The sequence below is a fragment of the Streptococcus sp. HMSC076H09 genome (assembly GCF_001811765.1).
Classification (GTDB): domain Bacteria; phylum Bacillota; class Bacilli; order Lactobacillales; family Streptococcaceae; genus Streptococcus; species Streptococcus agalactiae.
Genome location: NZ_KV806614.1, coordinates 155,213 through 181,770 on the forward strand (window position 1 = coordinate 155,213; position 26,558 = coordinate 181,770).

General features: G+C 35.5%; 22 protein-coding genes and 1 CRISPR repeat array. Of the genes, 3 read left to right on the forward strand and 19 right to left on the reverse strand.

What is annotated here, in order from left to right:
* A CRISPR array of direct repeats spans positions 1–166; the repeat unit is 33 nt; unit sequence TTGGAACCATTCGAAACAGCACAGCTCTAAAAC.
* A 100-nt stretch (positions 167–266) separates the two neighbouring features.
* The 13 genes from csn2 to cdaA form a co-directional block, all read right to left on the reverse strand.
* Positions 267–932: a type II-A CRISPR-associated protein Csn2 gene (csn2, locus tag HMPREF2818_RS07835; protein ID WP_000590706.1), complete on the reverse strand. Its 666-nt coding sequence runs from the start codon at positions 930–932 to the stop codon at positions 267–269.
* On the reverse strand, positions 919–1,260 hold the full coding sequence (gene cas2, locus HMPREF2818_RS07840; protein ID WP_000122197.1) for a CRISPR-associated endonuclease Cas2: 342 nt from the start codon (positions 1,258–1,260) through the stop codon (positions 919–921). The genes csn2 and cas2 overlap by 14 nt, the downstream gene beginning before the upstream one ends.
* Positions 1,257–2,126: a type II CRISPR-associated endonuclease Cas1 gene (gene cas1, locus HMPREF2818_RS07845; RefSeq protein ID WP_000929491.1), complete on the reverse strand. Its 870-nt coding sequence runs from the start codon at positions 2,124–2,126 to the stop codon at positions 1,257–1,259. The genes cas2 and cas1 overlap by 4 nt, the downstream gene beginning before the upstream one ends.
* A 1-nt stretch (position 2,127) precedes the next feature.
* Positions 2,128–6,261: a type II CRISPR RNA-guided endonuclease Cas9 gene (gene cas9, locus HMPREF2818_RS07850; protein ID WP_001040102.1), complete on the reverse strand. Its 4,134-nt coding sequence runs from the start codon at positions 6,259–6,261 to the stop codon at positions 2,128–2,130.
* 388 nt (positions 6,262–6,649) lie between these two features.
* Positions 6,650–7,306 carry a TIGR01906 family membrane protein gene (locus HMPREF2818_RS07855; RefSeq protein WP_000653350.1) on the reverse strand — a complete coding sequence of 219 codons (657 nt, stop codon included), beginning with the start codon at positions 7,304–7,306 and terminating at the stop codon, positions 6,650–6,652.
* Positions 7,296–8,066 (reverse strand): TIGR01457 family HAD-type hydrolase, encoded by a 771-nt coding sequence (locus HMPREF2818_RS07860; protein ID WP_000323544.1) that lies wholly within the window; start codon positions 8,064–8,066, stop codon positions 7,296–7,298. Before HMPREF2818_RS07860 ends, HMPREF2818_RS07855 begins: the two co-directional genes overlap by 11 nt.
* Positions 8,067–8,804, reverse strand: coding sequence for an acyl-ACP thioesterase domain-containing protein (locus tag HMPREF2818_RS07865; RefSeq protein WP_000523795.1), 738 nt, complete (start codon positions 8,802–8,804; stop codon positions 8,067–8,069). It abuts the gene before it with no gap.
* A gap of 3 nt (positions 8,805–8,807) precedes the next feature.
* Positions 8,808–9,938 carry a radical SAM family heme chaperone HemW gene (gene hemW / locus HMPREF2818_RS07870; protein ID WP_000914658.1) on the reverse strand — a complete coding sequence of 377 codons (1,131 nt, stop codon included), beginning with the start codon at positions 9,936–9,938 and terminating at the stop codon, positions 8,808–8,810.
* Between the two features lie 91 nt (positions 9,939–10,029).
* The gene (locus HMPREF2818_RS07875; RefSeq protein ID WP_001241816.1) at positions 10,030–10,410 is read right to left on the reverse strand and encodes a TIGR02328 family protein; all 381 of its coding nucleotides are present in this window, start codon (positions 10,408–10,410) and stop codon (positions 10,030–10,032) included.
* Between the two features lie 24 nt (positions 10,411–10,434).
* On the reverse strand, positions 10,435–10,806 hold the full coding sequence (locus tag HMPREF2818_RS07880; RefSeq protein ID WP_000159235.1) for a YbgA family protein: 372 nt from the start codon (positions 10,804–10,806) through the stop codon (positions 10,435–10,437).
* 122 nt (positions 10,807–10,928) lie between these two features.
* Positions 10,929–12,281: a phosphoglucosamine mutase gene (glmM, locus tag HMPREF2818_RS07885; protein ID WP_000521427.1), complete on the reverse strand. Its 1,353-nt coding sequence runs from the start codon at positions 12,279–12,281 to the stop codon at positions 10,929–10,931.
* A 53-nt stretch (positions 12,282–12,334) separates the two neighbouring features.
* Positions 12,335–13,294: a CdaR family protein gene (locus HMPREF2818_RS07890; RefSeq protein WP_000713236.1), complete on the reverse strand. Its 960-nt coding sequence runs from the start codon at positions 13,292–13,294 to the stop codon at positions 12,335–12,337.
* Positions 13,295–13,296: 2 nt separating this feature from the next.
* Positions 13,297–14,148 carry a diadenylate cyclase CdaA gene (cdaA, locus tag HMPREF2818_RS07895; RefSeq protein WP_000350949.1) on the reverse strand — a complete coding sequence of 284 codons (852 nt, stop codon included), beginning with the start codon at positions 14,146–14,148 and terminating at the stop codon, positions 13,297–13,299.
* A gap of 139 nt (positions 14,149–14,287) precedes the next feature.
* On the opposite strand from cdaA, the gene murT reads away from it, so the two are divergent.
* Both murT and gatD read left to right on the forward strand, forming a co-directional pair.
* Positions 14,288–15,631 carry a lipid II isoglutaminyl synthase subunit MurT gene (gene murT / locus HMPREF2818_RS07900; RefSeq protein ID WP_000700877.1) on the forward strand — a complete coding sequence of 448 codons (1,344 nt, stop codon included), beginning with the start codon at positions 14,288–14,290 and terminating at the stop codon, positions 15,629–15,631.
* Positions 15,631–16,416 carry a lipid II isoglutaminyl synthase subunit GatD gene (gene gatD / locus HMPREF2818_RS07905; RefSeq protein ID WP_000222746.1) on the forward strand — a complete coding sequence of 262 codons (786 nt, stop codon included), beginning with the start codon at positions 15,631–15,633 and terminating at the stop codon, positions 16,414–16,416. The genes murT and gatD overlap by 1 nt, the downstream gene beginning before the upstream one ends.
* A gap of 106 nt (positions 16,417–16,522) precedes the next feature.
* Here the strand turns inward: gatD and HMPREF2818_RS07910 are convergent, their stop codons facing one another.
* The 6 genes from HMPREF2818_RS07910 to HMPREF2818_RS07935 form a co-directional block, all read right to left on the reverse strand.
* On the reverse strand, positions 16,523–17,512 hold the full coding sequence (locus tag HMPREF2818_RS07910) for a lipoate--protein ligase (protein WP_000875296.1): 990 nt from the start codon (positions 17,510–17,512) through the stop codon (positions 16,523–16,525).
* A gap of 97 nt (positions 17,513–17,609) precedes the next feature.
* Positions 17,610–19,367, reverse strand: a complete 1,758-nt coding sequence (lpdA, locus tag HMPREF2818_RS07915; RefSeq protein WP_000863368.1) for a dihydrolipoyl dehydrogenase — start codon at positions 19,365–19,367, stop codon at positions 17,610–17,612.
* Positions 19,368–19,426: 59 nt separating this feature from the next.
* The gene (locus HMPREF2818_RS07920; RefSeq protein ID WP_000257571.1) at positions 19,427–20,815 is read right to left on the reverse strand and encodes a dihydrolipoamide acetyltransferase; all 1,389 of its coding nucleotides are present in this window, start codon (positions 20,813–20,815) and stop codon (positions 19,427–19,429) included.
* A gap of 126 nt (positions 20,816–20,941) precedes the next feature.
* On the reverse strand, positions 20,942–21,940 hold the full coding sequence (locus tag HMPREF2818_RS07925; protein ID WP_000005087.1) for an alpha-ketoacid dehydrogenase subunit beta: 999 nt from the start codon (positions 21,938–21,940) through the stop codon (positions 20,942–20,944).
* A gap of 74 nt (positions 21,941–22,014) precedes the next feature.
* Complete coding sequence (locus HMPREF2818_RS07930; protein ID WP_000258166.1) at positions 22,015–22,983, reverse strand: thiamine pyrophosphate-dependent dehydrogenase E1 component subunit alpha; 969 nt, start codon at positions 22,981–22,983, stop codon at positions 22,015–22,017.
* A 148-nt stretch (positions 22,984–23,131) separates the two neighbouring features.
* Positions 23,132–25,042: an ABC-F family ATP-binding cassette domain-containing protein gene (locus HMPREF2818_RS07935; RefSeq protein WP_000584918.1), complete on the reverse strand. Its 1,911-nt coding sequence runs from the start codon at positions 25,040–25,042 to the stop codon at positions 23,132–23,134.
* Positions 25,043–25,169: 127 nt separating this feature from the next.
* Here HMPREF2818_RS07935 and mnmE point away from each other — a divergent pair, with 127 nt between their 5' ends.
* Entirely contained in the window at positions 25,170–26,546 is a 1,377-nt protein-coding gene (mnmE, locus tag HMPREF2818_RS07940; protein ID WP_000028890.1) for a tRNA uridine-5-carboxymethylaminomethyl(34) synthesis GTPase MnmE, read from the forward strand.
* The last annotated feature ends 12 nt before the right edge of the window (positions 26,547–26,558 follow it).

The following is a 26,558-nucleotide window of genomic DNA, read 5'->3' on the forward strand; positions in this document are numbered from 1 at the left end:
TTGGAACCATTCGAAACAGCACAGCTCTAAAACTACGACAGAATACAGAAATCAGGTATCGTTTGTTTTGGAACCATTCGAAACAGCACAGCTCTAAAACAGTGCAAAAGCGCCCGTTTCATTTGCGATAGTTTTGGAACCATTCGAAACAGCACAGCTCTAAAACCTCGTAGAAAATTTTCTTTTGAGCTTTCGTAATCGCGCCATTCGTCTCAGCAGGACTTCAGTTTCGATGATTCCTTGTTATTACTGTGCTTTTACTAATATTATACCATATTTTCGCCTATCAAGAAATAATCCTTATCAATAACATATTGCGGTAAATCATAGAGTCTTCTAGGTTCTAGAAAGAGTACTGACTTTTGCATTAAATTGATGTATTCACATAATTTTATAACTTCATCTTTGGTAAGATAAGCTCCGCTATTAACAAAAACTAAGAGATTCTTTTTCGTTAAATAATGGTAAACTTGTATAATTTCAAAACATTTTTCAAAGATAGTGTCGCTCTGTGTCTCAATTTTGACTCCCAGTGCCTTAATGAGTTCTAAAATCGTAATTTCATCGTATTCTAAATCAAGCTCATTCTCTAGACACTCAAATGCGATAAGTTCTGTAATAGTAGCTGCTAATTTTTCTACCATTGATTTCACTTCTGGCTTTTCGTTGAATTGATTTTCTAAGTCACCATGTATCAACTTTAGAATAGGTGCTGAGTTGACATCGTATCCTAAGATATCTGTAACTAACATTAACTCCGTTGCCTTCAGACTTTTCTGCTTATCATCAAATAATTTCAAATGTTCATCTACGTCATATTGATAAAAATGTTTCACCAATGAAGAATAAACTGAAACATCTTCTATCGTTAAAATCGTAGCATTACTTAACACTAATGGTTCATCTAAAATTGGAAAATTAATCTTGATCATAAGAATCTCCTAGGAAAACCAAGCGACTATCAGAGTTGGCAACACTCATATTATGTTCACCATGTAGATAAACCATCCTTGCAAACTGCTTCTCGGTAACTGTCAAAAGAGTTATACTCCCTTTCTTAGGATTATTCACTTTAAGCCGACCTATCATGGCATTATTAGCTGTATTATTGAGCAATAATTTACTATAAACAGAGAACTGATGCATAATAAAACCTTCGCTCAACAGAAACTTTCTAAACTTACGATACGCCTTACGTTCTTCTACTGTTTCAGTAGGCATATCAAACATTAAAATCATTCTCATATACCGATAACTCATATCCTAAACTCCGGAATTCCATTCCCATCACTATTTAGCGACTTAATAACTTTTTTGGTGTAATCGCTGACAATATTTGAAAGATACATTTCTTTACCGTTGTAGCTGTATGTCTCTGAAAACATAGAAAAGAGTTCTCTTTTCATTTTGACAAAATCACTCTGCCTATTTTCATAAATAATCCTATCAACGATTGGGCGAAATGGTTCCATAATATCGCTTGCTAGGTTGAACTGATTAAATTGATTAGCATGCTTTAAGCCAAATTGTGTCATGCAACCACACTTAACAACTTCACGCGCAAACATACTCAAAATCAGAGAATATCCATAGTCTAAACCAGCATTTATTGGATTATCCTGCTCTCTTGAAAAATCATTTCCAAAAAGTGTATTGAAATAAAGCCTAGCTGCATGACCTTCACGATTGGAAGGGTCAAAAGATTCTAAATCATGATAGAGATTCATAATAGACTGGGATTTTTCAAAGAAAGAACACTCACCGAGATAAAAGGACTGATTCAAAATTTTTTGTGCAATAATTGATGTCCAAACATCCGCTTTGACATCCTCAATCCATGACATCTGCCTAGATAATTGTAAACTCGAATCATGTCTAGCATAGTACGGCATTAACATAGCTGTTGGCAAGCGTTTATCATCACAAAATATGACTAAAATATTTTCATCAACCAAACGTTTAATCAGCATAGTCGACAAAACAATATCTGTCGTTTCCATGATTAGAATATCAATCTCTGAAAGATGAATCATTTCCGTCTGATAAGAATCTTTAAAAATCAGATGATTATTTTTATAAGAGAGCTTAGAATGTGTATTTACAACAACAGTTCGCCAACCTGCCATATCAATCTTCTCCTAATTTACCCAAATCAATACGTGTTTCATAAAGTCCAGTAATAGATTGATGGATTAGAGTAGAATTAAGTACTTCTTTAGTTGATGTATAGCGTTTTCTATCAACTATTTTATCAAAAAATTTAAAAGCTGCTGGAGCTCCTAGACTGGTAAAAGTAAATAGATTGATAATATTATTAGCAAGTTCATCTACTGGTATATTTTCCTTATTATCCTGGTAAAGCTTATTGATTTTCTCTAAATTAGCATCTGCTAGAATAACTCGTTTTGAAAAATCATTAATTAATTGAAGGATGTCATCAAAATAAGAGACATGTTGATTTACAAATTCTTGTTTCTTCTCAATCTCCTCTGGTTTACCTTTTGACTCATTATAACGACTTGCAAGGTATAAGAACTTCATAAATTGTGTTGGTAAGGCTAGCTCGTTACCTTTTTGTAATTCACCAGCACTAGCAAGTAATCGACGACGCCCATTTTCTAATTCGAACAGACTATACTTCGGTAAAATCATTAATTTATCGTCCCTAATATTTAAATAACCTTTTGATTCAAGGAAAGCTGATGGATTTTTCTCAAATCTGGACCTCTCCATGATGGTAATTCCTAAAAGTTCCGTAACTGTTTTTAGTTTTTGTGCTTTACCTTTTTTGATATCAGCTACAACTAAAACAGAGTAAGCTACTATCGGACTATCAAAACCTCCATATTTCTTAGGATCTAAATAAATATCCTTCGTTTTTCTTGGAATCAACTTATCTGAGTTACCATGCGCCAAGATTGATTCCTTAGAGAAACCACCTGTCTGAATCTCTGTCTTCTTCACGATATTGTTCTGAGGGTATGACAAGACTTTTCTAACTGTCGCAAAGTGTTTCTTTTTATCCCATGCAGTTTTTCCCATATATCTACCAGTTTCTATTACTGGTCTTACAACAATAGAACCATCTGCTAACCTCACAACTCTTTTGAACATATTCATCAAGTTGGAGTAGAAAAACATTTTCCTGGTTGCTTCACTATATTTTTCTTCCTTATCCTCATGAACGATTTTCGAAAGTTTTTTCTGTCTATACATTCCGTAGACAAACTCTGGCTCTAACTGTGGATATTTGGTTAGAATAGCTTTGGCAACTACTGCATTAAGATAAGCATCGTGTGCATGGTGATAATCATTAACTTCACGAATTTTATAGAATCCAAATTCTTTTCGGAAATTTGAAACCAAATTTGACTTCAAGGTTACAATTTTAACCTTGCAAATCTTTTTACCATTATCAACTTCATTATTGAAGCGTTCATCCAAGATACGAGCTACATGCTTGGTAATTTGTCGAGTCTCAACCAACTGACGTTGGATAAATCTTGCCTTATCATCGGAAGTTAGGCCTCCGCGCTCTGCCTTAGTCAAATTATCATACTTACGCTGACTCATTAACTTAGCATCCAGTAAATTTTTCCAGAACATTTTGCGAGCTTTTACAATTTCAATGCTAGGAACATCATCTGATTTTCCACGATTTTTAGCAGATGATACCAAAACACGATTATCAATAGAATCATCTTTTATGAAAGCTTGAGGAATAATGTGGTCAATATCATATTGACTTAAATTATCAATATCCAGAGCCTTTTTTGTATACATATCTCTTCCGTTTTGTAAGTAGTAAAGGAAAAGACGGTCATCAGATAAATGATGATTTTCAACTTGATCTTTCACATACTTAGGCTTTTTCTCTTCCAAAATATTACTCTTCAAATTAGCAAGAGATTCTCTCAAGGTTGTCAAGCGTTGTCGTGAACGACTTAATCCTTTTGCTGTCGTTTGGTTCTCACGTGCCATTTCAACCACGATTTGTTCAGGTTCATAGCCCATGACTTTAACCAGCTCATCAACTATTTTCAAACTTTGTAGAATCCCTTTTTTAATAGCAGGGCTACCAGCAAGTTCACCTACAACTTCTTTCAGATTATCCGAATGACTACCAGTTCGTGCCTTGTCAATAATTGGTTTAAATGATAGATCATCATCATTTATCAACTGCATGAAGTTTCGGTTTGCACTTCCATCATCAATAAGATAGTCCAAGATTGTTTTTTGATTCTCTTTATTTCGGATGCCATTTATTAGCTTAGCAGACAATCGTCCCCAGCCAGTATAGTGACGGCGATAGAGCTTTTTAAGCTGTGACTCTGTAAAAAAATCTTTATAGATGTCAAGACACTTCTTAATCATTTCTCTATCTTCAAATAAGGTTAGAGTTTGGACGATATCTTCCAAAATAAGCTCGTTATCTGTATTATCAAGGAAATCCTTGCCAAGTATTTTTTTAAGATCATGATAGGTTGAAAGGCTAGCGTTAAACTGTTTCTCAATTCCTTTGATTGCAATTCCTTCATATCCATCAACTTTATTCAAAAAACTAATAATATCCTTTTCAGTTACTTTACGTTTTTCCTTAAACAAGCTGTTAAAGATAGTTTCTTTTTGCTTCCTATTTAAAAATTGAAAATCTTTAAAGCCTTCTGCCAAAAATCTAACCTTCGTTAATTCATTGTAAACAGTAAATTTTTCATAAATAAGACTATGCTTTGGTAAAACTTTTTCTTCTGGAAGATAGAGGTCATTGTTGGTCATGCGATGGATAAAAGCTTCCGCAGATTTTTCTTTATCAACCAAGTCTTCAAAATTCCAAGGTCGAATACTGTCATCTGTTTTGCGAGTCATCCATGCAAAATCACTCTTCTCACGTGCTAGTGGCCCGACATAATAAGGAATTCTAAAGGTAAGGATTTTTTCAATCCTATCTTGATTCTCTTTCAAGAATGGATAGTATTCTGATTGACGTCGAATAATAGCCCTCAATTCTGTCAAATGGACTTGATGCGGGATTGAGCCATTATCAAAGGTTCTCTGTTTTCTCAAAAAATCTTCATTCTTAATTTTCTCAAGAAAATACTCGCTACCTTCTTGTTTGGTCAACAATTTTAACAGATATTTATAAAAAGCTTCTTGATTAGTTTTGCCTTCAATATAGCCAGCGTAGCCATCTTTTGATGAATCAGCAAATACTTCCCGATAATTTTCAGGTAATGAAGCTTTTACGAATTGTTTTAGATGCTTTAAGTCCTCATGATGTTCATCATAACGCTGAATCATAGAGGCAGAAAGTGGCGCCTTGGTACTGAGATCAGTTACTGTAAGAATGCCAGATAAAAGAACACTATCATATAGCTTTTTCGCTACTGAGAATAAGTCTGCAAATTCATCACCAATCTGTCCAAGAAGATTTTCTAAATCTTCATCGTAGCTATCCTTAGCGAATTGAAGCGGTGTTTTATCCTCCAAATTGAAATGTTTCTTGAAGTCAGCTTGATTTCCGACAATCAATTTCAAAAATTCTGCAAAAATACCAGTAGATTTTTGGTTAGGATACTGCGCTAAGATGCGATCCTTCTTCGCAGACTTGCTAATCTTATCTGTTAGAATTGCTTCTACATCTACATTTTGAGATAACAAATGATTATTTTCAAAGGTAGTATCAAAAATTTCTAAAAAGGCTTGATATTGTTTTTGAATATCGGTATTCCTCACATCAAATCTATCATCCTCAATTAGGAAATGCCCTCTGAATTTAATGATATGAGCTAGAGCCAGATAAACAAGACGAAGGTCTGCTTTTTCTTTCTTGTCAGCCAATTCTTTTCTCAAATGATAGATTGTCGGAAATTTTTCATGATAATATTTCTCCTCCTGCATTGTTGCAAAGATAGGATACTTGCTACCTCTCTTATCTTCCTCAACTAGAAAAGAATCCTCTAATCGATGAAAGAAACTATCATCAACTTTACTCATTTCCTCTGCAAAAATTTCTTGTAAATATAGAATACGATTTCTACGACGTGTATAACGACGACGAGCAGTTCGCTTCAAGCGTCTATCTGCAGCAGTATTCCCGCCATCAAAAAGCAGAGCACCTATGAGATTCTTCTTAATATATTCTTTATCAGTGTTCCCTAAAACTCTCATCTTCTTAGCAGGTACTTTATAATCATCTGTAATAATGCTCCATCCGACGGAATTAGTACCGATGTCAAGGCCTATTGAATATGGCTTATTCATAACTTTTCTCCTTTTATTTAAAACACCATTCTAAAAACAACACCTTTAAAACATACTTTAATTATATATTATTTTTTTGAGTTTTAAAAGCATTATCTTTATCTTTCATCTGTTATTTGTTAAAATATCCTAAAGTATGTTTTAAGTTTTAAAGCTTTGCTGATTTTTATTTTTTACTTGATTATTACACTAAAATAACATATAATAATTTTGTTAGAACTATTCGAAACAGCACAGCACGTTAAAATAAGGCAGTGATTTTTAATCCAGTCCGTATTCAGCTTGAAAAAGTGAGCACCGATTCGGTGCTTTTTTTATGTCATTGTTATAATTCCGACATTTCTCATATTTGTATTATAAAAAAATAGCAAACAAAATGCAAGCGCTATTATAAGGCTTGCATTTTGTTTTTATATTTTCTTAATTTTAAATGTTTTCTACCTATTATCAAAAGAATTATAGTTATTGTTTCATAGATTAACAAAAAAATGATGAAACAATGGAGGAAAAAAGTTTCAGGAAGTATCCAAATTACTGGATCCGTTAGAGGATTAAATTGCCAAGTAGAATCTCCTGGAAAAAGCACCTCATGAAATAGAGTGAAAAACTGATCAAAACCCAACAGAAAAGCACATACTACAATAAAAATAGGCAACATAATAGCTATCTTGAAGAAGCCTTCATATAGAAAGATACTTTTTTGCTTCCATCCACGTCTTAAAAAATAAATAACTGGAAAAGTTAGTATAACAAAAAGCCCATGCGCTAGAGTAAAAAGATATTTTACATCCGCAAAATGCTTTAAACCATCCTCTGAAGAAGGAAAGCTAGGCATATTTAAATCAGAGATAAAAGGATGAGTCAGATATATCATCAACTTATTAAAATTATAATAAATTGTTTCAGCCTTTAAATACACAACCTTTTCTAATTTTAAAAACTGAATTTCTATAGGATAGATCAACCAAGCAATATAAATTGTAGCTAGAGTTGCTAACGATATAATCCAAATCCAAGTTAAAACTATTAATAACTTATCCTTCATTAAATGTCCATTCATCTAAACTTGCTAAAACATAACTTGGTTGAATTGGTAAATCTGGTACTTCTTCAACTGTTGTAAAACCCGTTGTTACTAACAAAGTATCAATATCATTATTAATACCAGCCATGATATCTGTCAAATAATTATCACCGACCATGACTGCTTGATTCCTAGGGATATTTAAAATTTCAAGTGCCTTATTCATAATGATGGCATTTGGCTTTCCAATAAAGACTGGTTTTATACGCGTTGCGGCTTCTAATAAAGCATTTAAGGAGCCAGCACCGGGTAACAAACCACGTTCAGTAGGAATATTCAGATCTGGATTGGTTCCAATAAATAAAGCACCATTTTGAATTGCTAACGTAGCAGTTGCCAATTTATCATAAGTAACATTCCAATCTAAACCAACAACCACATAGGCTGGATTTTTTGTATCCTCCACATAACCTGCATCTGCAATAGCTTTTTTAAGCCCTTCTTCACCAATAACGTAAGCTGTTTTTCCACGGTTCATATCATTCATATAGTCAACCGTAGCCATAGTTGCGGTATAGATTGTTTCAAGTGGTGTTTCAACATTGAAACCTCGAAGCATTTCCTGAACGCTTTCTGGTGTGCGAGTCGTGTTATTAGTTACTAACATATAAGGAATGCCTTTTTCTTGCAAGCGTTCGATAAAACGCTCTCCTGCTGGGATACGACTTTTCCCTTTGTAAATAGTACCATCTAAATCAATAAGATATCCTTTATAAGCCATTTAATCCTCCTTTTTTTCCTGCCATTCAATCCTAGCTTGAGCATGAATAGCATCGCCACCAATAATATCATGACGTGTCACAAGACCATCTTGATACCAATGAGACTTAATATCCGTACCATATTGGATTTCCTTAATATATTTTAAATCAATTTTTTTAGGAATGTGGCTACTTAGAAAATCTAAGTCCAACACATCATACATCCATTCTAGGTACTTACTATTATTAACATGTCCATTCATATCTAAATCAAAATAACGAACATGGTATTGTTTAACCTTACTATCTCCAATGGGATGATATTTCGGCCCTCGAATAACTTTTTTGATTCTTTGGGATTGGTAAATTGAAGTAATATCATCAAGAACAGGATGAATCTTCCGTGTTTTAAAATCCATTAAGACAAAAGCAGATGAAATCGTTATTATTTTTTGCCCGTCTTCACCATAAATATAAAAATAGCGGTAACACAATAATTTATTATGAGCTTTGGCTTCAGTCTCAATGACTATCTTTTCAGCATGCTTGGGTAAACGCTCAATATCAATAATATAATCTGTAACGACCCAAACCAATCCGTATCTTTTAAAAACGATGTCATCGCCTATTCCTAATTTTAAAGATTGTTTGGCTGAAATTTGTAACGCTAAAGCCAACAACTGCGGTAATTTCATATAATGATTAGTGTCTGATTCATAAAAAGGCACTTCGTAAGTTTCTCGATATAATAAACCCATTTTTTACTCCACAATAAATTTCTCGGCAACCGTATCTCCTAAGAAGAGACCTTTTTTAGTCATCTGGATAAAACCATTATTTTCTTTCAAAAGCCCATCACTTTGGAGTTCTTGAACAATCTGACCGTAACGTTTCTCAAAGGACGTTCCAAATTTTTGTTCAAATTTTCCGATGGAAACACCCTCTTTTTTACGAAGACCGAGGAAAAGCTCCTCTTCCATCATTTCATTTTTTGATAATACTTCTTCAGATAACCTTGCATTACCTTCTGAAACACCCTTTAGATAATGTTGTATTGGCCCTCTATTACGATAACGAATACCATCAAGATAACCAGAAGCACCTGCACCAACACCATAATATTCTACATTATCCCAGTACATCAAATTATGACGACTTTCAAAACCCGGCTTTGTAAAATTAGAAATTTCATAATGCTCAAAACCATTTCTTTCCATTTCAGAAATGATATATTCAAACATCTCGGCTTCTAAATCTTCTGTTGGCAAATGTAATTTCCCACGACGCATTTTATTCATAAATACAGTATGGTGTTCTAAAATTAAACTATATAAACTCAAATGAGGAATATTTAGAGAGAGAGCTTTGGCTACATTACTTCTAACATCATCCATCGTTTGTCCAGGTAAGGCATAAATTAGGTCAATAGAGATATTTTGAAAACCGGCTGTTTTAAGAGCATCAATTGTAGAATAAATTTGTGCCTCATTGTGACTGCGTCCAATACGCTTTAAATGTTTATCATTAAAGGTCTGAACTCCTAGAGAAACTCTATTGACAGCTGACTTTTGAAGCACCTCTATTTTATCAACGGTTAAATCTCCTGGATTAGCTTCGATAGTGAACTCCTCTAAAGTATTTAGGTTTAAATCTCTAATTAACTCCGTCAATAAATAGTCCAGTTGCACAGCGCTTATAGATGTAGGTGTCCCTCCTCCAATATATAAGGTGCGCAATTCTGTAATATCATAAGACCGAAATTCACGGATAAGAGCCTGAAGATAAGCGTCTACAGGCTGATTTTTAATAAAAACTTTTGAAAAATCACAATAATAACATATTTGGGTACAAAATGGAATGTGTACATATGCTGAGGTTGGTTTCTTTAACATGTTTCTATTTTACCACTTTGCCCTTAAAAAAACACTCCTCTAAAACTTGATAATATAGCTTTTTATTCCAAAATAAAATAGAGATAAATCTCTATTTTATCTTATTTATAGGAAGGTCAATTCCTTTTGCTTTTAAATTCCATAGACATTCTTGTAGATAGTCTTGATTGTGCTCAGGATAGATAGGTGTCTCCAAGTCAACAGGATTAAGTGTATCATATCTTGGGCACTTCATTCCCCTATATTCTGCAATTAGCCATTCTTTAGATACACGATACCCACGCTCCATCATTTCTTCCATAACTAATTGATGATATGCAAATAACCTATAAGGTGAATATCGAAAAACATAATCAACAGTCTCATGTTTTCTCCCCCACCCATTCCCTCTCAATGCACAACACTCTCTATGCTGTCCTAAAAGTTGCTGCCTAGGCAATAACTCAATAATATCTTGATGCCATAATCTCATTTATATACCTCAACTATCAATCTTTTACTCTTCTTCGAAAATAGAAGAGTTTTGTAAATAAGAATTTGGGTATTTAGCTAATAGCTGTTTTAGAAAAGCTAACAGTTTTCTTCGTTGATAACCTGTTTTCCTGTATTTTTCCAGCAAGGTTAAAAATTCTTCTTTTTCTTGACGCTCTGCCTTATTTTTAAAATAGCCCCATATATGCATATAAGCATTAGTCACTTGTGATGGTGATTCTTCTAAAAGCACTGCTTGGTCAATGAGTGACTGAACGTCTAAAACGGTACAATTTGGTGATTTCAAAGTTTGTCTAATATCCAAATAAATTTTCTGAGATTTACTTAAGACTAAATACTTGTGTTTAGCCCATAATAATTTTGCTTCTTTAGTCATTTTCTCTAAACTCCCTTCTCAAATCAAAAAGAGAGAGAAAGGCGTATGCTTGATGCTCCACTCCAATTCCCTCTCTTTATTATTTTATAACATTGACGACTTTATAGCAGAATAACGCCGTTTTAATCTAAACCAATTTCTGTACGAACGACATCTGCGATAGTATCAACATAATAATCAACTGCTTCATTTGTTGGCGCTTCTGCCATAACTCTAAGAAGAGGCTCAGTACCACTAGGACGTACTAGAATACGACCATTGCCATCCATCTCTTCTTCCATTTTAGCAATAATTTCCGCAATTGCAGGAACTTCCATCGCTTTATCTTTCATGTTATTTTCAACACGAATATTTACTAATTTTTGAGGATAAATCGTCACTTCACTAGCTAACTCTGATAATTTCTTACCAGTTTCTTTCATGACCTTAGTCAATTGGATGGCTGTTAATTGTCCATCCCCTGTAGTATTGTAATCCATGATAATAACGTGGCCTGATTGCTCCCCGCCAAGATTATATCCTGATTTACGCATTTCTTCAACCACGTAGCGGTCTCCTACAGCGGTAATCGCTTTATGAATACCTTCACGGTCGAGCGCTTTATGAAAGCCGAGATTTGACATAACCGTTGTTACGATTGTATTCTGAGCAAGCTGCCCTTTATCAGAAAGATATTTCCCAATGATAAACATAATTTTATCACCATCTACAATCTCTCCATTTTCATCAACAGCGATCAAACGATCACTATCACCATCAAAAGCTAGACCGATATCGGAACCATTTTCTCTAACTAAACTTTGTAATTGCTCAGGATGTGTCGAACCAACACCATCATTGATATTCAAACCATCTGGTTGATCACCAATAACACTTATATCAGCATTCAAGTCTAAAAAGATATTCCGAGCTGAGGCTGTTGCTGCTCCATTTGCTGTATCCAACGCAACCTTCATACCTTCTAAATCAATACCAGTTGATTCCATAAACTTCTCATATTTCCGAAGTCCTTCAGGATAATCTACTAAAGTACCTAAACCTTGTGCTGATGGACGTGGTAAAGTGTCTTCCTTCGCATCAAGTAAAGCTTCAATTTCTAATTCACGATCATCATCAAGTTTAAAACCATCACTACCAAAGAACTTAATACCATTATCAAGTGCTGGATTGTGGCTTGCTGAAATCATAACCCCTGCACTAGCTTTTTCTGTACGGACAAGGTAAGACACTCCAGGAGTGGCTAAAACACCAAGTTTATAAACCTCAATACCTACTGAAAGTAGACCAGCAATCAAAGCAGATTCCAGCATTTCACCAGAAATACGAGTATCACGAGCTACAAAAACTCTCGGACGATCAGTTTCGTGTTGACTTAGAACATATCCTCCAAAACGTCCTAATTTAAAAGCCAATTCTGGCGTCAGTTCAACATTAGCTTCACCGCGAACACCATCTGTACCAAAATATTTTCCCATAATTTTTTTCTAGCGAAAAACGCTACCTCCATTTTTTTCGTTTTTATTATCTATTATTTTTTAGTAGTTGTCAATTGAACTGTTACTTGAGCAGGATCAACTGAAACATTGTTTGCAGAAAGATTAATTTTCTTTTCTGTATTTTTAGTTACGTCTGAAATATCTACCTCAGCATTAATAACAGAAATAGCTTCTAAAGCCTCTTTTGTTCCTGAAATTACTGCTTTTTCTTGACTCAACTTGTAGTTAATTTTTGAAATACTATCGCTGAATTGTCCTACTGGTATCAAATTAATCGGTACTGTCTTGGTCAATTTTTTTACTTTGACAGATAAAGTTGCTTTAGAAGGGTGAATAATACTTGCTAATACTGTACCATCTGCTGTTACAGCTTGTAAAGTAACTGTCTTGTTAAAATCATCATCAAGAACTTTATCATCAGGGATATTGGCAGCGACATGGTCAATACGATCTATAATAGATTCATCACTAGTAACTTTAACTTTTGACACATCAACTGACATCTTATCGACTGCATAACCAGCTTTAATTTGCTTATCATTAACATGTCCATAAACCGGAAACTCTTTTGTTTTCTTTTTACCCATAGTTACTGTAATTGTTGTTGGAGAAACCGTAGCATTTACACCAGATGGCAAATTTACTACCTTTAGTGGCACTTTGTGAGTCCCTGGTTTCATATTTGTCAAATCAGCGACTACTTTAAATTTTCGTGTATCCTCATTTATTTCAGAATCTAACTTAACACGATTAACCGATGACATATAGACATCTGCCCCATAAGAATATCCACTAATAAAGTAATCATCACTATCGTATTTGATGTCTATTGGCACATCTGTTAGGGTATGTGTATATGTCTCAGACGCTCCTGCAATCTTACTATTGTCTTGATGGTTCATACTTGTTGCAGTTGCCGTTAAAAATAATAAAATAGCCAGAAAGAGTGAGACAACGCCTAACCAAAATTTATTTGTAAAAAATTTTTTCATGTCTACTTCCTCCTCAATAGTTGATTATACCAAGCTAATTTTGAGTTTTCCTCTTGATTTTGAATCAACTGAGTTCTCAGAATTGCTTCAAAGCTATCTTTAGAAAGATCATGTAAAAATTCACCTTTCAAAGCGACAGAAATACCACCAGTCTCTTCAGAAACAATAACTGTTAGTGCATCTGAATTCTCTGATAGACCAATCGCTGCTCTGTGGCGTGTTCCAAATTCTTTTGAAATCGAAGATGATTCTGATAGAGGTAAGTACGAACATGCTGTAGCAATTTTTTTATCTTTTACAATAACAGCACCATCATGCAGTGGTGTATTAGGAATGAAAATATTAATTAACAATTCACTGGAAATATCTGCATCTAATGGGATACCTGTAGCTATATACTCTTGCAAAGTTTGGGTACGTTCAATTGAAATCAAGGCTCCTATTTTACGCGGACTCATATAAGCAACTGCCTTAACAAGGGCATCTACTAGCTTTTCATCACTGCTTAATTGAGAACGTTGCGTAAATAGTTGTGGTGTTCGCCCAAATTTTTCGAGACCTGTTCTAATCTCTGGAGCAAAGATGACAACACCTGCAATTACACCATAAGTAACAATCTGATTCATCAAAAATGTAATCGTTGTTAGCCCTATCCATTCTGACACAAATCTAATGATGATAAACAAAATAACGCCCTGAATTAAGGACATAATTTTTGTGCCTGCTAGCGCTTTGATAAATTTATAAATCAGAACAGCTACTATGATAATATCCATGAGATGAATAAGGATCATCCATGGATTTTCCATAATGCTCGCCCAAAACTTTGAATCAATAGCTGAAAAAATATCCATATCTTCCTCTCTACTGGTAGCCTGTCGAAGAGTTTCTTGCTTAACTCCTTGATTTCTTATTTTCTATCGTCTACATTATACCATGTTTTCATAATATTTTCTTTAGCAAGAAAGCATCTTTTTATGATAAAATATCTTTATGAAAATAAATACAGCACTAGGAGTGGCTGCCGGTAAGTCTGCTCATTACCTTTTAAGTAAAATGGGACGTGGCTCTACTTATCCGGGTAGTTTAGCACTCAAATTCGATAAAGATATACTAGATACAATTGCCAAAGATTATGAAATTGTAGTTGTGACTGGTACTAACGGTAAAACCTTAACAACAGCTTTAACAGTTGGTATTTTAAAGGAAGCCTTCGGTCAGGTGGTAACCAACCCAAGTGGAGCAAATATGATTACAGGTATTGTTTCGACCTTCCTAACAGCTAAGAAAAGTAAATCTGGTAAAAAAATAGCTGTTCTTGAAATAGACGAAGCGAGTTTACCCCGTATTACACAGTATATAAAGCCTAGTTTGTTCGTCTTTACCAATATTTTCCGTGATCAAATGGACCGTTATGGCGAAATCTACACAACTTATCAAATGATTTTAGATGGAGCTGCTAACGCTCCGCAAGCTACTATCTTAGCTAACGGTGACAGTCCACTTTTTAATTCTAAAAGCGTGACTAACCCTGTGCAATTCTATGGATTTGATACCGACAAACATGAGCCACGATTAGCACACTATAATACTGAGGGTATTCTCTGTCCAAAGTGTCAAGCAATTTTAACTTATCGATTGAACACATATGCCAACCTTGGTGACTACACTTGTCCTAATTGTGATTTTGAACGTCCAAACCTTGATTATGCCTTAACAAGGCTAACACATCTGACAAATACTTCATCAGGTTTCGTTATTGATGGCCAACAATATAATATCAACGTGGGTGGCCTTTATAATATTTACAATGCTTTGGCGGCAGTATCTGTTGCTGAATATTTTGGTGTAGAACCAAGTCAAATTAAGGATGGATTTGATAAAAGCCGTGCCGTTTTTGGTCGTCAAGAAACCTTTACAATTGGAAATAAAAAATGTACTTTAGTTCTGATTAAAAATCCGGTAGGAGCTAGTCAAGCTCTTGATATGATTAAACTTGCTCCATACCCGTTCTCTCTCTCAGTACTACTGAATGCCAATTATGCTGACGGTATTGATACTTCTTGGATTTGGGACGCTAATTTTGAAACTATTCTCACGATGAATATCCCAGAAATATTTGCTGGTGGTGTTCGCCACTCTGAAATTGCTCGTCGCTTACGTGTAACTGGTTATGATGAGAAACGCATAAAACAAGCTGATAAACTGCAAGATATTATGGCAATGATTGAGCAGCAAGAGACTGAGCATGCTTATATTTTAGCAACATATACAGCTATGCTGGAGTTTCGTGAAATTCTTGCTAACCACAACGCTATCAGAAAGGAGATGAATTAATGACTTATACCTCACTAAAATCTCCTACTACCAAAGATTATAAATACACTCTTAATGTAGCTCATCTTTATGGTAACCTATTAAATACTTATGGCGATAATGGGAATATCTTAATGATGAAATATGTGGGAGAAAAACTAGGATGTCAAATGACATTTGATATCGTTTCATTAGAAGATAGATTTGATCCCAACTATTATCAGATGGCATTTTTTGGTGGTGGACAAGACTACGAACAAGCCATTGTTGCACGCGATCTTCCCAGTAAGAAAGAAGACATTAACAAATTCATTCAAAATAATGGTGTAGTACTTGCTATTTGTGGAGGTTTCCAACTTTTAGGACAATACTATATTCAAGCTAATGGAGAACGAATAGAGGGCATTGGCGTTATGGGACACTATACGCTAAACCAAAATAATAATCGCTATATTGGTGATATCAAGATTCACAACGATGAATTCAATGAAACATATTATGGCTTTGAGAATCATCAAGGACGTACCTTTTTATCAGAAGATGAAAAACCTTTAGGAGCTGTCATTTATGGAAATGGGAATAACAAAGAAGATGATACTGAAGGGGTTCATTATAAGAATGTTTTTGGGTCATACTTTCACGGTCCAATCCTTTCTCGTAATGCTAATCTAGCTTACCGTCTTGTGGCAACTGCCCTCCGTAACAAATACGGTAAAGAGATTGTCCTCCCTAGTTATGAAGAAATTTTATCTTTAGAGATTCCTGAGGAATACGGCGACGTTAAATCAAAAGCAGATTTTGAATAATATAAAAACCAGCGTTATCAATAACGTTGGTTTTTTACTACTATAAGGCCACTTAACCATACAAAAACCTAGCCAAAGGCAAAGACTTTGACTAGATTTTTTGATTTTAGTCTACAATAGCTTTTGTAATCTCTTCGGGTGTCATACGTGAGAAGTATTGACTTGTATCAACTGTTTTAAGCGCTGCTAAAACATCTTTGTAATCGTAGCGGACACCCTCCAACATTTTTTCAATATCATCTACAGGTTTCACTCCAAAGAAGTCACCAAAGATTTTGACAGATTTTATCGTTGAATTTTCAACATTAGCATAAGTCGTAATTTTTCCAGCTGGATAACGGACACCACGTTCAATGGTGTATTCAGGTGCTTTACCATACGTCCAATCCCATGTAGCAAATTGATTATCGCGCATAGCTTGGATTTCTGATAACTCGGCATCACTCAAAACATATTCATCCATCTCTGGATATTCTTCCTTCATTTGAGCTAAAATGGCATCGCTAAATTCTTGTACTGTAATTTTATCTGAAAGATGGTCAACAATATTTGTAACACGTGCGCGTACAGATTTTATCCCTTTAGATTCAATTTTGTCTTTAGATACTTTGAGTGCTTGCCCTAAGACTGACATATCAACATCAAATAAAAGACAACCATGATGCATCATACGACCTTTGTAATAAGCTTGAGCATTTCCTGCAAATTTTTGTCCATTGATTTCTAAATCATTACGACCAGTAAATTCTGCTTTAACACCTAATTTAGCAAGAGTATCAATAACTGGTTTTGAAAAAGTTTGGAAATCAAAGGCACCTTCTTGTGTATTATTAGAAATAATAGTGTAGTTTAAATTATTCAAGTCATGATAAACTGCTCCGCCTCCTGACAAACGACGGACAACATGGATGCCATTTTTATCAATGAACTCTTTGTTAATTTCTTGAATTGTATTTTGATGGCGTCCAATAATGATAGCCGGTTCATTAATCCAAAGAATAAAAATTTCATCGATATCTGTCAACTTTTGAAAGGCGTAAGCTTCTAAAGCAACATTGTAAGCCGGATCATTAGACGTGTTAACGATATATTTCATTTTAAATTCCTAACTAATATTTTATAATATTCAGATAATATATACGTGAAAAGAGATTGAAGCTATAAAAGCTCAATCTCAAATATATTAAACAAAATTATTTGCGTTTTGGAGGGTTGTGAATAGCTTCACCGAGAACATCTAAGAAAGCTTCGTACATAACTTCAGAGAATGTTGGGTGACCATGGATAGATTGTGCTACATCATAGACAGTCAACTCATTTTCCATAATCGTAGAAGCTTCATTAATCAATTCCGCTGCAGCTGGACCAATAATGTGAACACCAAGAATCTCTTTATACTTAGGTTCAGCAATTACTTTTACAAAACCATGTGCTTCGTTTGAAGCGATAGCACGACCATTGCCTGTAAAGCTATTTTTACCAACTAATATGTCACCATATTGTTCACGTGCTTGCTCTTCTGTCATCCCCACCATTGCTACTTCAGGATGAGTATAAACAGCTGCTGGAGTGAAATCTAGATGTGCTTTACGCTTATTACCGCCGAGTGCGTTTTCAGCAGCTACTTCACCCATACGGTATGCAGCATGAGCTAACATACGAGTTCCATTAACATCACCTGGTGCATAGATACCTGGAATTGAAGTTTCTTGATAAGCATTAACTTTAATACGTCCACGTTCCATCTCAAGTTCAGGCTCAAGATTTTCAAGACCATTCATTTGTGGAACACGTCCAATTGAAAGAAGAGCTTTATCAGCAACAACTTCTTCGCCGTTGTTTAATTTAAGCGTTAATTGATTATTGGCTTCAACAATTTCAGAAACACCAACTGATGTTTTAATCTTCATTCCCTTCTTAGCAAGGATTTTTTGAAGTTCTAGCGATACTTCTTTATCCATTGCTGGAATGATGCGATCAGCCATTTCAATAACAGTTACGTCAACACCATATGAAGCCCATACAAGACCAAGCTCAATACCTACGACACCACCACCCATAACAGCAAGTGACTTAGGAATTTCACGTAAATCAAGAATATCATCTGATGTTAATACTAATGGTGATTCAATACCTGGAATATTAATACGAGATACCTTAGAACCAGTCGCAAGAACGACGTTACGACCTTTGATAACTTTATCGCCAATAACAACAGACTTATCAGGGTTTACTTGTCCAAGTCCATTGAAAATTTCAACTTTGTTCGCTTTCAAGAGACCACGTACACCGCCAGTCAGTGTCTTAACTACAGAATTTTTAAAGGCAACAGTCTTATCCATATCAATTGCATAGTTAGTTGAAGCAAGGTTGATACCACGTCCAGCTGCTACTTTCAAACCATCTAGGATTTCAGCATTTTTAAGATATGTTTTTGTAGGGATACAACCAACATTCAAACACGTACCACCAAATTCAGTTTTCTCAACAATGGCAATTTTTCCTCCAAGTTGAGCACCGCGGATTGCTGCGTAATAACCTGCAGGTCCACCACCTACGACTACGATATCGTACTCATCAGCTGCAAGTTCTTCTTTAGGAGTTGCTGCTGCAACTGTCTCTTGTGAAGGAGCAGCAGGTCCAGAAACTGATTGACCATCTTCAGCTGTGATAGTTGCATCAGCTGAAGGTGATGACGTACCTACTTCTTCACCTTCTTCTCCGATATAGGCAATCACTTCAGTGACGGGAACAACATCTCCTGCCTGATGTACAATTTTTAAAAGTACACCAGTGTCTTCTGCTTCAATTTCCATATTGGTTTTATCAGACATGATTTCAAGAAGGACATCACCTTCATTAACGGTGTCACCTTCATTTTTTTTCCACTCAAGGATTTCGCCTTCTTGCATGTCAACCCCAAGTTTTGGCATAATTACATCAAAAGCCATCTTTTATTTCCTCTTTCGTTTTTCGAATAACTTATTATATCAAATTAAGACCTACGGAATCAAATAAGTAAACCAAATGGGTTTTCCATTAAGTTCTTAAGATCAACCATAAACTTAGCACCATTCATTCCATCAACAATACGGTGGTCAATTGTTAAACACATTGCCATGATTGGTCGAGCTACAATTTCACCATCAACCACTGTTGGAGTCGGAATAGTAGCGCCTACTCCAAGGATTGCTGAGTTCGGTTGATTGATAATTGGGTTAAACGTCTTAGTACCAAACATACCTAAGTTAGTAATTGAGAATGTTGAACCTGACATTTCAGCTGATTTTAATTTACCTTCTTGAGTTTTCTTAATAACATCTTTAGATGCTATAACAAAGTCAGAAAGTGACATTTGATCAGCATTGTGAACAACAGGAACAATCAAGCCATCATCAAGACCAACTGCGATTCCAATATTAACAAAATTATGAAGCTCAATTTCTTGTGCATCGTTAATTAATGAAGCATTTAGGTATCGATGCTCTGGTTTCATCAATGTCTTAACAACGGCCATTCCAATCAAATCAGTAAAGCTGACTTTCAAGCCTGTTTTAGCCATGATTGGATCAATTAATTTCTTGCGAAGAGCCATCATTTCAGTCATATCAATGTCATAGTTAAGTGTAAAGCTTGGAGCAGTGAGGTAAGAGTTAGTCATACCTTTAGAAATAGCCTTACGCATTGCAGACATCTTAATGACTTCAACACCTTCTGGTAATTGTTTTTCTTCTGTTGTTGGTGTAGCTTTCGTTTCTACAGGAGCCTCTGCTGCTTGCGGTGACATAGCAGCCAAAACATCATTTTTAACAATTTTACCACGAATACCACTGCCAGTGATTTCTGCTATATCAACTCCTTGATCTTCAGCAATTCGACGTGCCAATGGTGTAATACGTGGTTGAGCACCCTTGAAGCTTTCAACATCTTCTCTGTGAACGCGACCATTTGCCCCTGTTCCAGATACTAGTGCAAGGTCAATAGACATCTCTCTTGCTAATTTACGAGCTGCAGGAGTGGCACGTACTTTTTCACCACTTGTAGCTGCTGGCACACTTGGTTCTGATGTTTCTTCAACTTTTTCTGGTTCTGAAGTTACTTGTGTCGCGTTTTCTTCAACTGATGTATTTTCAGAAGAAGATGCTTCTGTTACTTCTTCACCTTCAGCACCGATATAGCCAATTGTCTCAGTTACAGGAACAACATCTCCATTCCCATGTGTGATTTTTAGTAAAACACCTGAGTCTTCTGCTTCAATCTCCATATTTGTTTTATCTGACATAATTTCAAGTAGGACGTCACCTTCATTAACAACATCACCTACCTGTTTTTTCCACTCAAGGATTTCGCCTTCTTGCATATCAACCCCGAGTTTAGGCATAATAATTTCGACAGCCATAGTTTTCCTTTCACACTAAACTATATCGTCAAATATATGTTTCATCTAACGATATAAATTAAAACCTATAAACAAGGAAAGAGGCTAAGTTTTCACTCATTCCTCAGTCCCTCTTTGTTTTATGAATTATTTACCTTTGTTAACTACTATGTAGATAGCATCTTTAATTTTTGCTACATCAGGTAAGATTCCTTGTTCAAGTACACGTGAATACGGTACTGGAACATCTTCACTTGCAAGACGCACGATAGGATGATCAAGGTAATCAAATGCTTCACTTTCAGCAACCATAGTTGCAATTTCACCAGTGAAACCACCAGTTTTATAAGCATCGTTAACCAAAATCAATTTACCAGTTTTCTTAACAGAATCGATAATTAATTCTTTATCAAGCGGAATAAGTGTACGTGGATCAACAACCTCAACGTTAATACCTTCCTCAGCAACTTCTTCAGCAGCTTGCATAACACGCTCAAGCATACGGCCATAAGAAACAATTGTTAAGTCAGTACCCTCACGCTTAATATCCCCTTTACCAAGTGGAATATAGAAATCAGGATCCATGTTAACTTCTTCTTTCTTACCATAGAGAGCTTTTGGCTCTAAGAAGATAACTGGGTTATTGTCAAGAATAGAAGATTTCAAAAGTGCTTTTGACTCATTAACAGTACCAGGTGCAACAACTTTTAGACCTGGAATGTGTGTTAACCAAGCTTCTAATGATTGTGAGTGTTGTGCAGCCGAACCAATACCTGACCCTGATGCCACACGGAAAGTAACTGGAGTTGATAGACCTCCACCAAACATATAATTCGTTTTAGCACCTTGGTTAACGATAGCATCCATTGCGATTGTTACGAAATCCATGAATGTCAAATCAACGATAGGACGCAAACCTGTTTGTGCAGCACCGATAGCTGAACCTGCAATCGCAGCCTCTGAGATTGGTGTGTCGCGAACGCGCTTAGCACCAAACTCTTCTAACATACCAACTGATGTACCGAAGTCTCCTCCATATACACCTACATCTTCACCCATTAAAAATACTTTTTCATCTTTGCGCATTTCTTCGCTCATAGCGACATTAATCGCTTCGCGCAAAGCCATAACTTTAGTTTCGCTCATTATTTCCTCCGAATATCCGTTTTTTAATCAATTGAATAATAGAACGAGATAAATCTCATCTACTTTAGGTTATTTTAGTCCACAAAAACGTCTTCAAATGCAACAGACATATCAGGGAATGGACTTTCTTCAGCGAATTTAACCCCTTCTTCAACTTCTTTAATCACTTGTGCTTCAATAGCTGCAAGCTCTTCTTCAGTAGCGATTTCATTTTCAATTAAGTATGCACGGTAGCGTTTTACTGGATCTTTAGCTTTCCATGAATCAACTTCTTCTTTAGTACGGTATACCCCAGCATCAGCAGTTGAATGACCAAACCAACGGTATGATTCAACCTCTACAATAGCTGGTCCATTTCCTGAACGCACGTAATTGATAACTTCATGCATTTTCTCGTAAACAGCCATAAGGTCATTACCATCTTCAACGTAATGCCCTGGAATACCGTACGCATCAGCACGCATGTAAAGGTGAGGAATTTTAGTTGAGTATGTGATGTCTGTTGAGATACCATAACGGTTGTTGATGATAAAGAAGATAACTGGTAAGTTCCAAACAGCAGCTAAGTTAACTGACTCATGGAATGAGCCCTCGTTAGTCGCTGAGTCACCCGAAAAGGCGATAACAATGTTATCAGTTCCTTCATATTGCTGTGTAAGGGCAGCACCTACTGCAAGCGCATATCCTCCACCGACGATACCGTTTGTTCCATAGTTACCTTTTTCAAGGTTTGCTAAGTGCATTGAGCCTCCACGACCTTTTGATGTTCCTGTTGCTTTACCAGCAAGTTCAGCAAACATTCCACCAATATCAATACCTTTTGCAATAGTTTGTCCGTGTCCACGGTGGTTTGAGAAAATGATATCTGAATCTGTTAAATCTTGGATAGCACCTACTGAAGCAGCTTCTTCACCAACAGAGAAGTGAGTCATCCCTTGGACGAAACCACGACGAACCAATTTGTTAAATTTCATATCAACATCACGAATACGTTGCATTTTTAGAAACATATCCAAGTGTTGTTCTTTAGATAGAGTTACCATTCTAACCTCCAAAAAATCTTTATTACTTAATTATTGTATAAGTTTTTTTCACAAGATGCAAGAATTTGAACCGCTTTCTTTGTTTTCGTAAAAGGCATCTCAATTTAAAATGTACTTTTTTTCACAAACTATTGTTTTTGAAATTTTCTCACAAATCTAGTCTCATATTTAGATTTTCCCATTCTTCCATTAATAGCAATTGTTCTTCTTGGATTGATTCCAGCTCTTTTTGTAAGTCAGAGAGTTTTCCGATGTCATTGGTTTCTAACATTAAACCATTGATATTGTTTTCATTATTTTCAAGAACTTCCAAACGCGCCTCAATTTCTGCAATGCGACGGGTAATTTTCCTAAATTCCTTTTGATTTGCTTTTTGTGTCTCATAATCTGATGTAACGTCGATTTCTGTTTTTGAAGCACTCACTTCTTCTTCATTTAAACGTGCTAATTCCTCTAGTTCGGCTTTCTTAGTGAGGTAATAATCATAATCTCCTAGATAGAGAGTACTTCCCTTATCAGAAATTTCGAGAACCTTAGTTGCCACACGATTAATAAAATAGCGATCGTGACTAACAAAAAGTAATGTGCCATCAAATTCGATGAGTGCATTTTCTAAGACTTCTTTACTATCAATATCCAAGTGGTTTGTTGGCTCATCTAATATGAGGAAATTATTATTTTCCATAGATAATTTTGCCAATAGCAAACGCGCTCGTTCACCACCGGATAGCATTGAAACTAATTTTTTAACATCATCACCTGAAAAAAGAAAAGCTCCTAAACGGTTTCTAATTTCAACTTCTGGCGTTGTTGAAAAAGCATTCCATAACTCATCTAAAACAGTATTCGTTTTTGTTAAATTACTTTGACTTTGATCGTAATACCCAGTTTCGACATTTGCTCCTAATTTTGCTTCTCCTTTGATAAAAGGAATTTGCCCAACAAGCGATTTGATTAAAGTTGATTTCCCGATACCATTTGGACCTACAATTGCAATAGCATCAAATTTCTTCACGTCCAAATCGATTAGCTCCGATAAAGAAACACCTTCATAACCAATAGCTGCATTCTCAAGTGTTAAAACAACATTCCCTGAGACTTTCCCAGCATGAAAAGTCATATTAGCTGATTTTTGCTCTACATTCGGTTTGTCGAGTCGTTCCATCTTTTCTAATTGTTTACGACGAGCTTGTGCTCGTTTAGTGGTTGAAGCCCTAACAATGTTACGTTGTACAAAATCTTCTAACTTAGCAATTTCTTTTTGTTGCTTTTCAAAATTCTTTTCTTCAGTCGCTATTTTCTCTGCCTTAAGATCCATAAATTTCGAATAATTGCCTACATAGCGGTCTAGAGAATGTGTCGTTAAATCATAAGTTACTGTAGCTACCTTGTCTAAAAAATAGCGGTCATGGCTGACAATAATAAGGGCTCCTTGATAATTTACAAGATAATTTTCTAACCAAGCAATCGTATCAATGTCTAAATGGTTCGTTGGTTCATCTAAAACAAGTAATTCTGGCTTTTCAAGTAGCATTTTTGCAAGCGCTAATCGTGTATTTTGCCCGCCAGACAATTCACTAATAGGCATTTCCCACATATCACTGTTAAACTTAAAGCCATTTAAAATAGCCTTTATATCTGATTCATAGGTAAAGCCACCTTTTTCACGAAACTCTTCTGACAAAATATCGTATGTTTTCATCAATTGTTCCAGGTCACTTCCTGAAACTTGCCCCATTTGTAATTCCAATTCACGTAAGCGTTTCTCTACTTCTCTTAATGAGTCAAAAACTTGTAACATTTCTTGGAAAATTGTATTTTCAGATTGAAAACGACTATCTTGTGCCAAGTAGGACAAACTCAAATCACGCTTTTTATTTATTTCTCCTTTTGTCGGAGTCTCTTCACCAACTAAAATTTTAAGAAGCGTTGATTTGCCAGCACCATTACGTCCAACAAGAGCAATACGATCACGTTGATCAACTTGAATATTAATATTATCAAAAAGCACATCACCTGAAAATGAGCGCTCAATTTTGTTTCCTTGTAGTATAATCATAGTTTTATTATAGCATACCTTCAAATAAAACCATTATGGAAATCTTCTCTTTTAATCAAATGATTGCACCTTTTAGGGCTTTAGGTTACAATGAATGTTAGTAATTCCCAAGAAAGAGAGAGACTTTATGTCTATTACAAAAGAATTTGATACCATCGCAGCTATTTCAACTCCTCTCGGTGAGGGAGCTATTGGTATTGTCCGTATATCTGGTACAGATGCCTTAAAGATAGCATCAAAAATTTATCGTGGAAAAGATTTATCCGCTATCCAATCCCATACCTTAAACTATGGTCATATTGTGGACCCAGATAAAAATGAAATCTTGGATGAAGTTATGTTAGGCGTTATGCTTGCTCCAAAAACATTCACAAGAGAAGATGTTATTGAAATTAATACGCATGGAGGAATTGCAGTTACTAACGAAATTCTTCAGTTAATTTTACGACATGGAGCACGAATGGCTGAACCAGGAGAATTTACTAAACGTGCTTTTTTAAATGGTCGAGTTGACTTGACTCAGGCTGAAGCTGTTATGGATCTTATTAGAGCTAAAACAGATAAAGCAATGGATATTGCCGTTAAGCAATTAGATGGTTCTCTAAAGACACTAATCAATAACACTCGACAAGAAATTCTAAATACTCTAGCCCAAGTTGAAGTTAATATCGATTACCCTGAATATGATGACGTTGAAGAGATGACTACAACACTGATGCGTGAAAAAACACAAGAGTTTCAAGCACTTATGGAAAATTTACTTCGAACTGCCCGACGTGGAAAAATTCTTCGAGAAGGACTTTCAACAGCAATCATTGGTCGTCCAAATGTCGGTAAATCCAGCTTACTAAATAACCTCTTACGTGAAGAAAAGGCGATTGTGACAGATATTGAAGGAACAACTCGTGATGTTATTGAAGAATACGTCAATATTAAAGGAGTTCCTTTAAAACTAGTTGACACTGCTGGTATCCGTGATACAGATGATATCGTTGAAAAAATTGGTGTTGAACGTTCAAAGAAGGCTTTAGAAGAAGCCGACCTTGTGTTGTTGGTTCTCAATAGTTCCGAACCACTAACATTACAAGACCGCTCCCTTCTAGAACTAAGTAAAGAAAGTAATCGTATCGTATTACTCAATAAAACGGATCTTCCTCAAAAAATAGAAGTTAACGAATTACCTGAAAATGTTATTCCAATTTCGGTTTTAGAAAATGAAAACATCGATAAAATCGAAGAACGTATTAACGATATTTTCTTTGACAATGCTGGTATGGTAGAACATGACGCTACTTATCTATCGAATGCTCGCCATATCTCACTAATTGAAAAAGCCGTTGATAGTTTAAAAGCTGTCAATGAGGGCTTGGAATTAGGAATGCCTGTTGATCTCTTACAAGTCGATATGACTAGAACTTGGGAAATACTTGGAGAAATCACTGGGGATGCAGCTCCAGATGAACTAATAACTCAGCTCTTCAGCCAATTCTGCTTAGGTAAATAAAAATATTCGGTG

What these genes read in the sequence shown, in the direction of transcription:
- csn2 (WP_000590706.1), bottom strand. Translation starts at nt 932, where the DNA reads ATGATCAAGATTAATTTTCCAATTTTAGATGAACCATTAGTGTTAAGT.
- cas2 (WP_000122197.1), bottom strand. Translation starts at nt 1,260, where the DNA reads ATGAGTTATCGGTATATGAGAATGATTTTAATGTTTGATATGCCTACT.
- cas1 (WP_000929491.1), bottom strand. Translation starts at nt 2,126, where the DNA reads ATGGCAGGTTGGCGAACTGTTGTTGTAAATACACATTCTAAGCTCTCT.
- cas9 (WP_001040102.1), bottom strand. Translation starts at nt 6,261, where the DNA reads ATGAATAAGCCATATTCAATAGGCCTTGACATCGGTACTAATTCCGTC.
- HMPREF2818_RS07855 (WP_000653350.1), bottom strand. Translation starts at nt 7,306, where the DNA reads ATGAAGGATAAGTTATTAATAGTTTTAACTTGGATTTGGATTATATCG.
- HMPREF2818_RS07860 (WP_000323544.1), bottom strand. Translation starts at nt 8,066, where the DNA reads ATGGCTTATAAAGGATATCTTATTGATTTAGATGGTACTATTTACAAA.
- HMPREF2818_RS07865 (WP_000523795.1), bottom strand. Translation starts at nt 8,804, where the DNA reads ATGGGTTTATTATATCGAGAAACTTACGAAGTGCCTTTTTATGAATCA.
- hemW (WP_000914658.1), bottom strand. Translation starts at nt 9,938, where the DNA reads ATGTTAAAGAAACCAACCTCAGCATATGTACACATTCCATTTTGTACC.
- HMPREF2818_RS07875 (WP_001241816.1), bottom strand. Translation starts at nt 10,410, where the DNA reads ATGAGATTATGGCATCAAGATATTATTGAGTTATTGCCTAGGCAGCAA.
- HMPREF2818_RS07880 (WP_000159235.1), bottom strand. Translation starts at nt 10,806, where the DNA reads ATGACTAAAGAAGCAAAATTATTATGGGCTAAACACAAGTATTTAGTC.
- glmM (WP_000521427.1), bottom strand. Translation starts at nt 12,281, where the DNA reads ATGGGAAAATATTTTGGTACAGATGGTGTTCGCGGTGAAGCTAATGTT.
- HMPREF2818_RS07890 (WP_000713236.1), bottom strand. Translation starts at nt 13,294, where the DNA reads ATGAAAAAATTTTTTACAAATAAATTTTGGTTAGGCGTTGTCTCACTC.
- cdaA (WP_000350949.1), bottom strand. Translation starts at nt 14,148, where the DNA reads ATGGATATTTTTTCAGCTATTGATTCAAAGTTTTGGGCGAGCATTATG.
- murT (WP_000700877.1), top strand. Translation starts at nt 14,288, where the DNA reads ATGAAAATAAATACAGCACTAGGAGTGGCTGCCGGTAAGTCTGCTCAT.
- gatD (WP_000222746.1), top strand. Translation starts at nt 15,631, where the DNA reads ATGACTTATACCTCACTAAAATCTCCTACTACCAAAGATTATAAATAC.
- HMPREF2818_RS07910 (WP_000875296.1), bottom strand. Translation starts at nt 17,512, where the DNA reads ATGAAATATATCGTTAACACGTCTAATGATCCGGCTTACAATGTTGCT.
- lpdA (WP_000863368.1), bottom strand. Translation starts at nt 19,367, where the DNA reads ATGGCTTTTGATGTAATTATGCCAAAACTTGGGGTTGACATGCAAGAA.
- HMPREF2818_RS07920 (WP_000257571.1), bottom strand. Translation starts at nt 20,815, where the DNA reads ATGGCTGTCGAAATTATTATGCCTAAACTCGGGGTTGATATGCAAGAA.
- HMPREF2818_RS07925 (WP_000005087.1), bottom strand. Translation starts at nt 21,940, where the DNA reads ATGAGCGAAACTAAAGTTATGGCTTTGCGCGAAGCGATTAATGTCGCT.
- HMPREF2818_RS07930 (WP_000258166.1), bottom strand. Translation starts at nt 22,983, where the DNA reads ATGGTAACTCTATCTAAAGAACAACACTTGGATATGTTTCTAAAAATG.
- HMPREF2818_RS07935 (WP_000584918.1), bottom strand. Translation starts at nt 25,042, where the DNA reads ATGATTATACTACAAGGAAACAAAATTGAGCGCTCATTTTCAGGTGAT.
- mnmE (WP_000028890.1), top strand. Translation starts at nt 25,170, where the DNA reads ATGTCTATTACAAAAGAATTTGATACCATCGCAGCTATTTCAACTCCT.